This is a genomic window from Pseudomonas sp. Bc-h, from assembly GCF_002080045.1.
In the GTDB taxonomy this organism is placed as follows: Bacteria; Pseudomonadota; Gammaproteobacteria; order Pseudomonadales; family Pseudomonadaceae; genus Aquipseudomonas.
This window is the reverse complement of the sequence record NZ_MUIN01000002.1, coordinates 191,192-204,223: the sequence shown is the minus strand read 5'-3', so window position 1 is coordinate 204,223 and position 13,032 is coordinate 191,192. Positions and strand designations below refer to the sequence as shown.

Genomic DNA, 13,032 nt, shown 5'->3' with positions numbered 1-13,032 from the left:
CTGTGCATTGGTTGACTGGAATCAATAAAACCTCATCCGGACTTCCACGCCCATGCCCAGAAAACTTCCTGCACTGAACGCCGATAACCGTGCCTTCTGGCAAGGTGGCAAAGACGGTCAGCTGCTCATTCACCACTGCGATGCCTGCAGGCGGTTCTTTCATCCGCCCTCGCCCATCTGTCCGCGCTGCGCCAGCTTCGACGTCAACCCCCGCGCCGTTTCCGGCAAGGGCTCGGTCGCCAGCTTCACCGTGAATCATCAACAGTGGACGCCCGAACTCGACATCCCCTTTGTGGTGGCGATCATCGAGCTGATCGAACAGCCTGGATTGCGCTTCCTGAGTAATGTCATCGGTTGTGACCCGCTTTCGGTCAGCATCGGCATGCGCGTGCATGTCACATTCGACAACGTCGAGGATGTCTGGCTGCCCCTGTTCGAGAAGGATGAAGGATGAATGATGTTCGATCATCGTTACGAGAAAGACGTCGCCATCACCGGTATCGGTCAGTCGGAGGTGGGCCGACCCTCCAGCAAGTCGGCCATGCGCCTGACACTGGAGGCGTGTCTTGAAGCCATCGCCGATGCCGGGCTGACCCGTGAGGACATCGACGGTGTCGCCTGCTGGCCCGGTGACAACAACAATGGCGATCCCTTTTCCCCGGTGGGGCCCAGTGCGCTGAAGACTGCACTGGGGCTGAACGTCAACTGGTTTGGCGCCGGCTACGAAGGGCCTGGCCCGTTGGCGGGAGTCATCAACGGCGCTATGGCCATCGCCGCAGGCTTGTGTCGACATGTGCTGGTGTTCCGCACCATTACCGAAGCCTCGGCCCGCCAGCACAACAAGCAGGCCGGGGCCTTGAGTGCAAAAACCCAGGGGCGGGACAGCAGTCATGCCTGGCAGTGGTTTACCCCGTTCAACGTCCATTCGGGCATCAACCTGATGGCGCTGTATGCGCAACGCCACTTCCACGAATACGGCACCCGGCCGGAACAACTGGCACAGATCGCGTTGACCTGTCGAGCCAACGCTCAGCGTAATCCCAAGGCCATCTATCGCACGCCCCTGACCCTGGACGACTACATGGCATCGAGGATGATCTCCTCGCCGCTGCGCATGTTCGACTGTGACGTTCACTGCGATGCTTCTACCGCCATTGTGCTGTCTCGTCGGGACGTCGCCAGAGATACGCGGCATCAGCCGATCCGTATCGAGGCAATGGGGGCGGCGCTCGATCAGCCTTGGTCGTGGGACCAGATCTCGTTGACGCAAATGGCGGCGTTCGACGTGGGCCGCATGATGTGGGCGCGCACCGACTACGCGCCGTCTGATGTCGGTTCGGCACAGCTTTACGATGGGTTTTCGATCCTGACGATGATCTGGCTGGAAGCCTTGGGCCTGTGCCCGACCGGGCAAAGTGGTGCATTCGTCGAAGGTGGGGAGCGTATTGCATTGACCGGCCAGTTACCGATCAACACCAATGGCGGGCAATTGTCCGGCGGCCGGACCCACGGGCTGGGTTATGTGCATGAAGCGTGTCTGCAGCTTTGGGGGCGCGCCGAGGGTCGTCAGACCCGGCCTCACACCGTCGCCGCCGTTGCCGCAGGGGGCGGCCCGTTGGGAGGCAGCCTCCTGCTGGCCAGGGACTGAGCAACAGGCTGGGCAGAGTGCTTAAAACAGCACCTTGCTCAGCTCTGCGCAGAACGTCACGAGGGTCCGACCGATTTCCTCGATTCCTTCTTCATCGCGCTGGCCTCTGAACAGCACGGCCGATACCGTGAAGTCTATGTTGCCAGACGGGGAAAACACTGGCGCCGCAATGGCCAGGATGCCGATGGAAAAGTATCCATCATCCACCGCCCAGCCCCGCTCGGCCGCAAGCGCCACATCCTGGCGATAGACCTTGAGCGGCAAAGGACGCGCCCACCGAATGGCCTCGAAATCGTCCCTGATTTTTTCCTCATCCAGATCCATCCGGGTGGCGAACAGCCGCCCGCTTGCCCCCATCAGAATCGGCAAGCGTTGCCCTTCGGCCATGTCGATGCGTACGTCGGTGGGACTCGCGGCAGAGCTGACAATGACAATGCGGTCAGGGCCCATGCGGCGCCACAGGGTTACCGTGACGCGCAAACGGGCAGCCAGTTCCTGCAGCAATGGTTTGGCGAACTCGACTCGCTGGCCCTGAGTCACCAATTGTTCGACCAATCGCGCAAGGCCCAGCCCTGCGGAATACCGTTTGGACAGTGGATTGAAATCCACCACGTCTTCCATGACCAGGGTGCGCAAGATGTTGAAGCAGGTGCTGGGATTGATACCCAGAATTCTCGCCAGATCCACCGAGCGCTCCGGAGTGCCGGCCTGGCTCAGGTGACGAAGGATGCGGATAGCATTCGAAACCGGCTTGACGCTGACCGCGCCTTTCTGGACGTCGGTGGTGGTTTCAGCCGTGTCGGGACGTTGTGGAGCACTGCTGTCGGTCTGGGTACGAGGCATCTTGAATACCGGGTGATCTGGCGATGCGGCATTCTAGCCTGAGAACGACAGCGTATTAAAAGTTTAATACTGAAACCACTCAGTTATTTTCCGGGGCACCGGCGAGCGGCTGATGAATGTAGCGCCTCGATATCTGCGCGTCACAGCGCATGCCACTCAAGCGGGCCTCCAGAAGCTGATCTGCCTGAGTGGTTCGCGACTGCTGACGTAGGTAGTCCAGCCACGACTCGACGATGAAACGCTCCACATAATGGCCGTCTTCGTCGAGGTCGTGATAAAGCCGCCAATTCTTCGCTCCGTTGCGACGCCTGGACTGGCCAACCGCGTAAGCAATCGCGATGAAGTTGGCACGGTCGTCCGGGGCGACCCGGTACGCCAGTTCAATCGAGACCGGGCCGGGGCCAGGGTTCAACTGCTCGGGTACCAATAATCGGTCTGTCGGCTGAATCGCGCTGGCGTAATCGGCCTCTTGCCCCAGTTCCAGGCGACCGCTGCGAGTCAGAATCAGACCAACCCCAAGTGTCACCGCTGCCAGCACCAGGCTGTTCTGCAAGCCCAGGTACTCGGCGAGTGTTCCCCAGATAGCGCCGCCGATAGCCATTGCCCCCATCAGCATCAGCAGGTAGACCGACGCGACCCGGGCGCGTACCCAGTTCGCCGCGCAGGTTTGTACCACTGTTGAAATCGTCGCGTTGACGGCCATCCAGGACATCCCGGCGATCATCAACGTTCCACACACCGCCCACCGGCTGTGGGACAGCGCGGCTACCAGCGTGGCAAGCGCGAATCCCGCAGTGCCTGCGATGATCAGAACACGCAGGGGAAAGCGGCGGTACATGGCCGTGAGATTCAAAGCCCCGACCACCGCACCGGCGCCCAGAAAACCCATCAACAGGCCGTAGCCTCCGGCGTCCATTCCCAACTCGTGCTTGGCGACCAATGGCAGCAGCGCCCACAGCGCGCTGGCACTCAGCGTGAAGATGAAGACCTGTTTCAATGCGCTGACCAGCACCGCGGAATGCCGTATGTAACGCACGCCACTGCGCAGGCCTGCGGCAAAATTTTCCGCTGGCAGGCCGTGAGGCGTCTGACGAGGGGTGAATGCGGCAACCAGCACGATGACCAGCGCCAGGCACACCGTGATGATCACGAACACCGAGGCGGCATTCCAATAGGCGATCAACCCGCCAGCCAGCGCCGGGCCCAGCGCGCGGGCGGCATTGGTGGAAATACCGTTCAGGGAAATCGCCGCCGGAACCTGATCCCGCGGCAACACCGAGACGATCGTGACCATCCAGGCTGACATGCTGAGCGCACTGCCGGTGCCCAGCAAAAACGTGAACGCCAGCAATGACCAGTCGCTGAGCATGTCCAGCGACGACAAGACGCTCAGGGCTGCCGCCGCGATCAGCATGACGCCCTGGGTCATCATCAGCCATTTGCGACGGTCGACCAGATCGGCGATCACGCCACCGGGCAATCCGAACAGAAATGCTGGCAGGGAGATTGCCGTCTGCACCAGCGAGACCATCAGCGGTGAGGTCGACAGCAAGGTCATGATCCAGGCGGCACCGACGGTCTGCATCCAGATCGCCAGATTGACCATGGCGCCACCGCACCACAACCAGCGGAAACTGCGATTGCGTATTGGCGCCCACGCTGAGGCCGGCTGGGCGCGGGTTACCGCTGGCTCGTCCGGGCTTAGCCCCGAAAGATCGCTCATGGGCTGACAGGCTGGCCAAGCCTGCCCACCGAACGTGCTGTAGTGAGAACCCGTGGCTGGCTGACGCGGTTGCTCATGCTGCCAATCCCCTCGATACGAACCTCGACCCGATCGCCCGGCTGGAGAAAACGGCCATCCTCAAGGCCCACACCGTGGGTTGAACCCGTGAACACCAGATCGCCGGGCTGCAGCGTTATCCGAGCGTCGACGTAGTTGAGCAACTCATCGATTGGGAAAAGCATCTGTCGGGTGTTGTCGAACTGGCGACGTTCATCGTTGACCGACAATTCGATGTCCAGGTGCGGTTGTCCGACGCCGATTTCATCGACGGTGACGACCCATGGGCCGACCGGCGTCGTGCGATCCATGGCCTTCTGGGTCAGCAGATCGAGGCGGCCGATCCGTTTGCCCGCATCCCGGGCGCTGATGTCATTGCCGCAGGTGTAGCCGAGCAGGCAGGCACTGGCGCAAGGCTCATCACCCAGGGCACGAGCGATGACCGCGACAAGCTCCACTTCGTAGTCGAGTTGCGCGGTCAGCGCGGGGTACTGGATGTCGTCTGAAGCGCCCACCAGCGCAGATTCCGGCTTGATATAGCCCAGCGGGTGCTCCGGGGCGGTACTCCCCAGATGCTGCAGGTGGCTGAGGTAATTCAGACCCACGCCAAAAACCCGAGCGCCGGGCTCCAGTGGCGGCAGGATCCGGCATTGCGCCAACGCTATACCGACCTTGTCCAGCGCCAGCGCGGCAATGCCCCGGGATGCGTATTCGCCAGCCCATTCGGCAAATGGCCCACGAATACGCTGCAGGTTGGCTGAGTCAGCATCGAGCAAGGCCCAGAAGCATTCTGCGCGATACTCGACCCTTAACAGGCGCATTTCAGCGCGTGCTCGCCAGGTATTCCGGGTCCAGGACCTCTTCGGGCGTCTTGACGCTCGGGCCAAGAATCGGCCCGACCATTTCATGCCCCCACAGACTCAGGCACTCAGGATTGAGTTCGAAAGGGTCGCCCTGCCAGGGTTCGATTTCAGCGATGGTTTCGAAGGCGAAACCCGACGGCGTGAAGTGATAGAACGAAAGATGCGGATCCTGGGTGTGTTGCCCCAGCGTCATCATCATCGGCAGTTCGCGCTTCTTGACGATATCGTAGGTTTCACCGACGTCGCGAATGCTGTTCACGAACAGGCCGACGTGCTGGACACCCATGCGCCCGACACCATGACCATAGGCGATGTCATGGCTGGTGTGGTGATTGAGTTTGGAACGGAAGAATCCGGTACGCCCCTTGCCTGCTCCGGCGCCGTACCAGTGAAAACCCATGATCCGCGTCAGGAAGTCTTCCAGTTCGTCGGTGTACTCGGGGGTGATGACGACCACGTGCCCTGCCCCCCGCTCATTGGCAAGAAAGCCACCATGGGGACGGCCCGGCATGAATGAACGGGGCGTCCACTTCTGGCCGTAGAACAATTCGTGTTGATAGCCGACCGGGTCGCGAAAGCGAATCAGCTCGCGAACACCGCGCTTCTCGCAGAGGGCAGCGTCGCCGCGGGTGATCTCGACGTGATTGGCTTCGAAGGTCTTGATCGCCGCATCGAACGCCTGTCTGCCCATGGCCTCCCAGCCGATGTAGGCCAGGCGGTCGACTTTGCCGGGGTGGAAGGCAAAGCGGTGCCGCCGGTCGTCTATCTTGAAGTACAGCGATTCTTTGTCGCTGGCAGGCGACGGCGCGATCCCAAAACCCATGACCTGCGGGCCGTATTCGCGCCACGCGTCCAGGTCTGGCGTTTCAAAACCCAGATAACCAATACCGATGATGTCCATGTGAATGCGCCTTTTGTTCTTGTCAGGTGGGTGTCAGTCAGATTGCCAACAAACCGCCATCGATGACGATGTCGGAGCCTGTGATGAAGGAGGCCTCGGCAGAGGCAACGAACAGCGCCATGGCAACGACCTCTTCCGGCTCTCCCGGTCGATCCATCAGCACGCCATCGAGCAGCGCTGCACGAACCTTCGGGTTTTCCATGAACGCCGCAGTGCCTGGCGTGGCGATGAATCCAGGGCTGATGCTCACCGCCCTTATACCCACCGGAGCGCCTTCGACGGCAAGTTGCCGGGTGAAGGCTATGACCGCGCCTTTGGCGGCGGCATGTGCGCTGATGCCCGCGACTTTTGAACCGCCCCAGCCTGCCGTCGAGGAAATATTGATGATGACGCCGCGCTGTTCAGCCAGATGATTCCAGGCATATTTGGTGGTGTAGAACAGCAAATCGATTTCGTTGCGCATGGTGAATTGCCAGTCCTCGATGGACAGCTCGCTCACCGGCCCGAATTTCGCCGCCGAAGCGTTGTTGTACAACACATCGATGCGGCCATGTTCCTGCACGGCTGCTTCGATCCAAGCCTTGGCTTGCTCAGGATCTCCAAGATCGACGGGTGCCGATCCGTGTAATTTCAGCCCTTCTGCACGCATCAGCGCGACGGTTTCCTCGTGCGCGCCGGCGTTGGTATCACACCCCACCACGACTGCGCCTTCACGAGCGAATTTCAGCGCCGCTACGCGACCCTGTCCACCACCGGTTCCGGTGATCAAAACCACTTTTTCCTGCAAACGACCTGCCATCCTTTCCTTCCCCTGTTCATGCGCACACGGTTGTTCGATTGCTGACGGCAAAAGCGTCGTCAGGCAACGACTCAGGCAGCGTTGTCGGGAGTATCGAGGGGTTCGAGCCAGATCGCTTCGGCCGGGCAGGCTGCGGCGCCTTCGCGGGCTTCGTCTTCAAGCTCGGGAGGTACTCGGTCATCATCAAGATAGACCAGTCCATCGTCGTCAAGCTTGTAGATGCTGGGGCAAACGGCGGCGCACAGGCCATAGCCGCAGCAGCGTGAACGGTCGGCCACCACTTTGAATTGCGGTTTTTCTGAACTCATTTCTTGTCTCCGTTGTAGGTTCAGTTGCGCCAATAATGAACACTTTCTTAGCATGTGTAAATATTTCATCCGCATCCTGTGCTCTTGGGTGCAATGTAGCTCCATGACCCCCGATTTTGAGCATCAGCGAGTTTTTCAGCGGGCAGCCATGGATTTTTCGGCCTTCTGCTATGACGACTTTTTGGCCTATTTGATGAACATATATTCGATTTATGTCTATTATTTGGTCGAGACGCGGGGTCAGACGGCTAGACAGACATAACCAGCTGCCATATTCTCGATCCTGCACGCGATTCTTCAGGGAGAACGACCATAGCGTCGCTGTTGCTTGCACGGCTCCAACACCTGGCTCGACAAAACCTATAAAGGAAGCCAATTCATGACCTCTTCGAAAAGCGAAGCAGCGATCGATTTCACCGAATTTCGAAGCGCCTGGAAGATCCTCATCCTGTCCGTGGCCGGCGTTGCGATCAGCATCAATGCTGCGCTGCTTTATGGCTTTGGAACCCTGGTCGTTCCATTGAACCAGGCGTTCGGCTGGACCAGGCCGGAATTGCAGGCGTGCATCACTTTCCTGTTCGGCGGCGCCGTCATTTCCCTGCAATTGGTCGGCTGGTTCAACCTTCGCTACGGCATCAAGCGCGTGACGGTGATCTCATTGCTGTTGCTGGTGCTCGGCTACCTGGCAACCACCCAACTCACTCATTCGATCTGGTCGATGTATCTGGCATTCGCACTGCTGCCCATCGTCGGCATGGGCACGCTTGCGGTCACCTGGACCCAACTGTTGAGCCTCTGGTACGAACGCAATCGCGGGCTGGCGCTAGCAATCGGCTTGTCGGGCACTGGGCTGACAGCAGCCATCGTCCCGCGCCTGATGAGCTGGGGTATCGAACAGTGGGACTGGCGGGCGGCGTTCGTGATGCTCGCAATCCTGAACCTTGTGGTGCTTCTGCCGCTGACCCTGCTGTGGTTCCGCTTGCCGGGTGTCGAAGTCAAACGCTCCGAGCTAGCCGAGAAAGCCGCTGACCATCTGTTGCTCACCCTCCCCGGCGTGAGCTTTCGCGAGGGTATGCGCTCCGGCAAATTCTGGATCTGTAATCTGGCCCTGTCGCTGGTGGTGTCCTCGGTGGTCGGCATGGTCACCAGCACCATTCCGTTGTTGCAGTCCAAAGGGCTGAGTGCCTCTGATGCCGGACTGATCTTCAGCGGGTTCGGGATCTCCCTGATTGTCGGCCGGATGTTGATCGGCTATCTACTCGATCGGCTCTGGCCGCCCGCCGTGGCAGCGGCCAGCCTGATGATGCCAGCCGTCGGTTGCATGATTTACCTCAGTGGCACCACGGATTTCCAGATGTTGCTGATGGCCGCCATGCTGGTGGGTTTCGGAGCCGGTGCCGAGTTCGATATCGCGGCCTTTCTGGTCGCACGTTACTTCGGCCTGCGTGAGTACGGGCGCCTGTTTGGTGTGCACCAGGGCCTGAATACCGTGGCCTCTGCCCTCGCTCCGCTGCTGTTCGCCTTCATGCTCAGCCGCAGCGGCGACTACTCGGCGATGCTGGTGTATTGCATGGCCTGCTGCCTGATCGGGCCGCTGCTGTTACTGATGCTGGGACGCGCCCCCCGATTCCAGGGCGCTGCACTGGCGGCGTCCTCCTGAAGGCCCGTTGCCCACGCCAACACTCTTGACTTCCGACAATAAGAAACAGAGGAAACCCGTATGCCCGTTCTGACCTTGATCGAATTCAACGGCACCGAACATCGCGTCAACGCTGACATTGGCCAATCGGTCATGCAGGCCGCCAATTTTGCCAACGTCCCGGGCCTGCAAGCCGATTGCGGTGGTGCCTGCAGCTGCGCGACCTGTCACGCGTTCATCGACGATGCCTGGCTGGCACGCGTCCCTGCCGCCGAAGAAACGGAATCGGACATGCTCGATTACGCCTGCGGCCGGGCCGAAAACAGCCGGCTGACCTGCCAGTTGATCGTCAGCGACGCACTCGACGGACTGGTGCTTCGGTTGCCGGAATCCCAGTACTGAGCCTGTTTTCCGATCCGATCAAGTTCAAGGAGTTGTCATGTCACTTGCCTCAATCGTGATTGTCGGCGCAGGTCAGGCGGGCTATCAGGTCGCCGCTTCGCTGCGGCAGGAGGGTCATACCGGCCGTATCGTTCTGATTGGCGACGAACCCGGCCTGCCTTATCAGCGCCCTCCATTGTCCAAGGCGTACCTTCTGGGCAAGATCGCCGACACCGCACTGTTGTTTCGCCCGGCCGATTTTTTCGCCACGCAGAACATCGAACTGATCCACGATCAGGCGACCGCCATTGACCGGCTCAACCGCCGGGTGCTGCTGGCCTCAGGCGAAGCGCTGAGCTACGACCATCTGGTGCTGGCGACCGGCGCACACAACCGCCCGCTGGCGGTGCCTGGCGCGCAACTCGAAGGCGTCTTCGGCATCAAGACCAAACTGCACGCCGACACCCTCGCGCCCTTGGTCCATGCCGCGCGAGACGTGGTGGTGGTGGGCGCCGGGTTCATCGGTCTGGAGTTCGCGGCGGTGGCCGCAGCCCTTGGAGCCAACGTACACGTGCTGGAACTGGGCGACCGCCCTATGGCACGTGCGGTATCCCGGGAGATGTCCGAGATGTTCCGCAAGGCTCATGAAGGCTGGGGGGTGCATTTCGATTTTCGCCAGGGGCTGGCCAGCATTGAAAGCGACAACGGCAAAGTCTGCGCGGTGATCACCAGTGACGGTCGCAGGCTGCCAGCCGATCTGGTGGTGTTCGGCATCGGCGTGATCGCCAACGTGCAAATCGCCAGTGAAGCCGGGCTGCACATCGAAAACGGGATCAAGGTCGACGCTCACCTGCTGACCAGCGACCCGCAGATTTCAGCGCTGGGCGATGTCGCGTGCTTCCCCTGCCTGCACAACGACCAGCAGCCGATCCGCCTGGAGTCGGTACAAAACGCCGTGGATCAGGCGCGCTGCATCGCGGCTCGGCTCATGGGTAAACCTGCTGCCTATGAAGCCGTGCCGTGGTTCTGGACCGATCAAGGCGCACTCAAGCTGCAGATCGCGGGCCTGTCCACCGGCTACGACAGCAGCGTGATTGTCGGCTCGCCCGAAACCTCGCAGTTGTCGGTGCTGTGTTTCCGCAACGATCAACTGATCGCCGTTGAATCCTGCAATCGTCCGGGCGACCACATGGCAGCCCGCAAGATCCTCGCCCGTGCGCCGCAACTGACTGCGGCACAAGCGGCAGCGCCGGGGTTCGAACTCAAGGCATGGGAAGTGGCCAACAGGCCCTGAATCCGAACGGACTTTTACAGGAGTCGAACGATGAGCAAGGTCTGGATGATCACCGGCGCCTCGCGCGGGTTGGGTGCGTTCATTGCCAGGGCCGCCTTGGCCGCTGGCGACCGCGTAGTGGTAACGGCGCGTCGTATGCAAGCGCTGGACGAGTGTTTCACTGAAGGCCCGGATCAGCTGCTCAAGCAGGTGCTGGATGTCACCGATCCGCAGGGGGCAAACGCCGCAGCGGATGCGGCATTGACGCATTTCGGGCGCATCGATGTGCTGGTCAATAATGCCGGCTACGGTCAGTTAGGGCCGTTTGAGACCAACAGTCAGGCCCAGGTAGAGCAGCAGTTTCAGACCAATGTCTTCGGTGTGTTCAACGTTTGCCGCGCCGTATTGCCACTGATGCGCAACCAACGCAGCGGCCACATCTTCAACCTGTCGTCGGTCGGCGGTTTGATCGGGATGGGCGGAGCGTCGTTGTACAGCGCCTCGAAGTTCGCGGTCGAGGGGTTCAGCGAAGCGCTGGCCCAGGAAGTCGCCAGCTTCGGCATTCGCGTGACGCTGGTCGAACCCGGTGGGTTTCGCACCGATTTCCTGGACGGCAGTTCAATGGCGTTCGGCACCCTCCCCGTGAACGACTATGCGGCACTGGTGGACAAGCTGCAGGCGTCTTGCGCGGCTGGAAATCATCAACAGACAGGCAATCCGGCGAAGCTGGGTGATGCGCTGGTAGCCCTGGCGAACCATGACGCCCCACCGCTACGCTATCTGGCGGGCAGCGATGCATATAGTCAGGTCAATGCAAAGCTTGTGCGCATGCACGATGAGATCGAGAAGTGGCAGGCGCTATCGGCCTCAACCGACGGATTTTGAACGCCGCTGGTGCCAGGCGGGATTCTCATCCCGCCTGCTCGATATATCAGGCCGCGATGAAATACCGCACCGACAACAACCCCTCTTCGAACCGATACAACTCGATGGTTTCGATTCCCCCCTCATTGCCAATGAAGGCATTGCGGTGGTGACAGGCAGCCTCGCTGCCGTTGATGACCACCAGCTTCACTTCTATGCGGATACGCGTCTGCTGCTGGGCCCACATACCTTCCAGTACCTGCCAGGCATCACGCTCGGGCTGGCCGACGTATTCGATACTCAGCCCCTTGCTCGCGACCTCTCGGTAATGGGCGAAGAACCCTTGCTTGTCGCCTTTGTTCCAGCACGCCACCTGGCCGTGCAGGAAATCTTCGATGGTCTTACGATCAGGAATACTCATGGATGTACCTCGCGGGAAATGGAGCCGGTGGACGATCGGTACAGGGGGACAGAACCCAGGGTCAGCATCACCAGCGGCGCGATGACGGCGCACGCCAGGCAGTAGAAAAGCACCGGATTGTAGTTGCCGAACACGGTAAACAGATGCCCGAACATGGCCGGCGCCAGGCCGGAAATCACGGTGACCAATCCAAGGTGCAAGCCAAAGATCCGCGCATAATCGCGAAGCCCGAAATAGCGCGCGATCAGAAACGCAGCGATATCGAATTCCGCACCGGCACTGAATCCGATGCAGATCGTCGCCAGCACCAGCAAACCAATGGCTTCGGGACCACTGAACATGAACAGCAGGCACCCCAGCGCGGGAACGCAAAGACTGGCGGCAGCGATCACATGGGGTGCGAAGCGATCCAGCAGATACCCCACCAGCAGCCTTCCTGCGATAATCGAGATACCGAAGCTGCTGAAGATCTGGCTGGCGGTCAGGCTCGGCACCCCCTTGTCCTGAAGATACGGCACGATGGTCGTCACCATGCCGACGATCAACGACACGGACAGAATCAGCGCCAGATTGCAGCCCCAGAACACCCGCGTGCGGATAGCCGACGCAAACCTCATCCCTTCGACAGCCGGTTGCGCAGTGGAGGTATCCGGCGAAGTCGACAACTGCGCCGGAAACCTGAGCCACAGCAGCGCCATCGGCAACGTCAGCAGCAGCGGCATGGCCGCGAGCAGGATAAACGCCGAGCGCCAGCCTCCGTGCTGGATGGACCACGCCAACAACGGTGGCATGGCCATCGCCGCCACCCCCGAGCCACTGAGGATGATCGCCAGGGCCACGCCCCGGTTGCGCTCGAACCAGAGACTGACCAGTTGGGTCCAGGTAATCGCAATGGTGCCCACGGCCAGAAGCGGCATCAGGAAGAACGCCGCGTATAACCAGTAAATGCTGCCGCCGAGCATCGTCAATGCGCCATAACACAACACCTGAAGCACCAGGGAAACCAGCGCTACCCGTCGCAACCCATAGCGGGCATAAAGGCTGCCCAGCAGCTGGGAGCCAATGGCGACGCCGGCGAACAGAAACGTGATCGATGTCTGCAATTCGCCGCGACTCCAGCCGAACGCCTCCTGCAGCGGTATCACCAGCGTGCCGAATCCGTAGAGCAGTGCCGCACTCATGCTGGTAAGCACTCCCGCCAGCCCCAGTAAGACCACCGGCCACCCCTGCTGGAACTCCCCCACTCTGGCGCGACTCGTCAATGAATCCTGTAAAACGGTCATGATCATGCTCCGGCGTCAGACATGAATCG

14 protein-coding genes are annotated in these 13,032 nt (G+C 60.6%); 6 read left to right on the top strand and 8 right to left on the bottom strand.

The features are described 5' to 3' along the window. Window positions 1–52 precede the first annotated feature (52 nt). Window positions 53–454 carry an OB-fold domain-containing protein gene (locus BWR59_RS03035; RefSeq protein ID WP_081564162.1) on the top strand — a complete coding sequence of 134 codons (402 nt, stop codon included), beginning with the start codon at window positions 53–55 and terminating at the stop codon, window positions 452–454. Between the two features lie 3 nt (window positions 455–457). Then, on the top strand, window positions 458–1,648 hold the full coding sequence (locus BWR59_RS03030; RefSeq protein ID WP_081564480.1) for a thiolase family protein: 1,191 nt from the start codon (window positions 458–460) through the stop codon (window positions 1,646–1,648). A 21-nt stretch (window positions 1,649–1,669) separates the two neighbouring features. On the opposite strand, the gene BWR59_RS03025 is transcribed toward BWR59_RS03030, so the two are convergent. From BWR59_RS03025 to BWR59_RS03000, 6 genes are all read right to left on the bottom strand, one after another. Further along, a complete protein-coding gene (locus tag BWR59_RS03025) occupies window positions 1,670–2,491 on the bottom strand; it encodes an IclR family transcriptional regulator (protein WP_081564161.1) in 822 nt (273 codons plus the stop codon). Window positions 2,492–2,570: 79 nt separating this feature from the next. Then, window positions 2,571–4,214: an MFS transporter gene (locus tag BWR59_RS03020; RefSeq protein ID WP_081564160.1), complete on the bottom strand. Its 1,644-nt coding sequence runs from the start codon at window positions 4,212–4,214 to the stop codon at window positions 2,571–2,573. Beyond that, a complete protein-coding gene (locus tag BWR59_RS03015; protein ID WP_081564159.1) occupies window positions 4,211–5,092 on the bottom strand; it encodes a fumarylacetoacetate hydrolase family protein in 882 nt (293 codons plus the stop codon). Before BWR59_RS03015 ends, BWR59_RS03020 begins: the two co-directional genes overlap by 4 nt. A gap of 1 nt (window position 5,093) precedes the next feature. Next, a complete protein-coding gene (locus tag BWR59_RS03010) occupies window positions 5,094–6,035 on the bottom strand; it encodes a VOC family protein (RefSeq protein WP_081564158.1) in 942 nt (313 codons plus the stop codon). A gap of 37 nt (window positions 6,036–6,072) precedes the next feature. Continuing rightward, on the bottom strand, window positions 6,073–6,834 hold the full coding sequence (locus tag BWR59_RS03005; RefSeq protein ID WP_081564157.1) for an SDR family NAD(P)-dependent oxidoreductase: 762 nt from the start codon (window positions 6,832–6,834) through the stop codon (window positions 6,073–6,075). Between the two features lie 71 nt (window positions 6,835–6,905). Further along, window positions 6,906–7,142, bottom strand: a complete 237-nt coding sequence (locus BWR59_RS03000) for a ferredoxin (protein ID WP_074750888.1) — start codon at window positions 7,140–7,142, stop codon at window positions 6,906–6,908. Window positions 7,143–7,521: 379 nt separating this feature from the next. Here BWR59_RS03000 and BWR59_RS02990 point away from each other — a divergent pair, with 379 nt between their 5' ends. From BWR59_RS02990 to BWR59_RS02975, 4 genes are read left to right on the top strand one after another with little or no spacing between them, the layout of a single operon-like run. Then, complete coding sequence (locus tag BWR59_RS02990) at window positions 7,522–8,802, top strand: MFS transporter (RefSeq protein ID WP_081564155.1); 1,281 nt, start codon at window positions 7,522–7,524, stop codon at window positions 8,800–8,802. Window positions 8,803–8,862: 60 nt separating this feature from the next. Continuing rightward, window positions 8,863–9,183 (top strand): 2Fe-2S iron-sulfur cluster-binding protein, encoded by a 321-nt coding sequence (locus tag BWR59_RS02985; protein WP_074750895.1) that lies wholly within the window; start codon window positions 8,863–8,865, stop codon window positions 9,181–9,183. 37 nt (window positions 9,184–9,220) lie between these two features. Further along, on the top strand, window positions 9,221–10,456 hold the full coding sequence (locus tag BWR59_RS02980; protein WP_081564154.1) for an FAD-dependent oxidoreductase: 1,236 nt from the start codon (window positions 9,221–9,223) through the stop codon (window positions 10,454–10,456). Window positions 10,457–10,486: 30 nt separating this feature from the next. Beyond that, the gene (locus BWR59_RS02975) at window positions 10,487–11,320 is read left to right on the top strand and encodes an oxidoreductase (protein ID WP_081564153.1); all 834 of its coding nucleotides are present in this window, start codon (window positions 10,487–10,489) and stop codon (window positions 11,318–11,320) included. 46 nt (window positions 11,321–11,366) lie between these two features. Here BWR59_RS02975 and BWR59_RS02970 read toward each other — a convergent pair whose 3' ends face one another. Then, on the bottom strand, window positions 11,367–11,720 hold the full coding sequence (locus BWR59_RS02970) for a hypothetical protein (protein WP_081564152.1): 354 nt from the start codon (window positions 11,718–11,720) through the stop codon (window positions 11,367–11,369). Further along, window positions 11,717–13,003, bottom strand: a complete 1,287-nt coding sequence (locus BWR59_RS02965) for an MFS transporter (protein ID WP_081564151.1) — start codon at window positions 13,001–13,003, stop codon at window positions 11,717–11,719. Before BWR59_RS02965 ends, BWR59_RS02970 begins: the two co-directional genes overlap by 4 nt. Window positions 13,004–13,032: the final 29 nt, after the last annotated feature.

Bases quoted from the DNA above. Each gene is read 5' to 3' on its own strand.
- BWR59_RS02985 (WP_074750895.1), top strand. From the start codon at position 8,863: ATGCCCGTTCTGACCTTGATCGAATTCAACGGCACCGAACATCGCGTC.
- BWR59_RS03015 (WP_081564159.1), bottom strand. From the start codon at position 5,092: ATGCGCCTGTTAAGGGTCGAGTATCGCGCAGAATGCTTCTGGGCCTTG.
- BWR59_RS03010 (WP_081564158.1), bottom strand. From the start codon at position 6,035: ATGGACATCATCGGTATTGGTTATCTGGGTTTTGAAACGCCAGACCTG.
- BWR59_RS02965 (WP_081564151.1), bottom strand. From the start codon at position 13,003: ATGACCGTTTTACAGGATTCATTGACGAGTCGCGCCAGAGTGGGGGAG.
- BWR59_RS03035 (WP_081564162.1), top strand. From the start codon at position 53: ATGCCCAGAAAACTTCCTGCACTGAACGCCGATAACCGTGCCTTCTGG.
- BWR59_RS03030 (WP_081564480.1), top strand. From the start codon at position 458: ATGTTCGATCATCGTTACGAGAAAGACGTCGCCATCACCGGTATCGGT.
- BWR59_RS02970 (WP_081564152.1), bottom strand. From the start codon at position 11,720: ATGAGTATTCCTGATCGTAAGACCATCGAAGATTTCCTGCACGGCCAG.
- BWR59_RS02980 (WP_081564154.1), top strand. From the start codon at position 9,221: ATGTCACTTGCCTCAATCGTGATTGTCGGCGCAGGTCAGGCGGGCTAT.
- BWR59_RS02990 (WP_081564155.1), top strand. From the start codon at position 7,522: ATGACCTCTTCGAAAAGCGAAGCAGCGATCGATTTCACCGAATTTCGA.
- BWR59_RS03020 (WP_081564160.1), bottom strand. From the start codon at position 4,214: ATGAGCGATCTTTCGGGGCTAAGCCCGGACGAGCCAGCGGTAACCCGC.
- BWR59_RS03000 (WP_074750888.1), bottom strand. From the start codon at position 7,142: ATGAGTTCAGAAAAACCGCAATTCAAAGTGGTGGCCGACCGTTCACGC.
- BWR59_RS03005 (WP_081564157.1), bottom strand. From the start codon at position 6,834: ATGGCAGGTCGTTTGCAGGAAAAAGTGGTTTTGATCACCGGAACCGGT.
- BWR59_RS02975 (WP_081564153.1), top strand. From the start codon at position 10,487: ATGAGCAAGGTCTGGATGATCACCGGCGCCTCGCGCGGGTTGGGTGCG.
- BWR59_RS03025 (WP_081564161.1), bottom strand. From the start codon at position 2,491: ATGCCTCGTACCCAGACCGACAGCAGTGCTCCACAACGTCCCGACACG.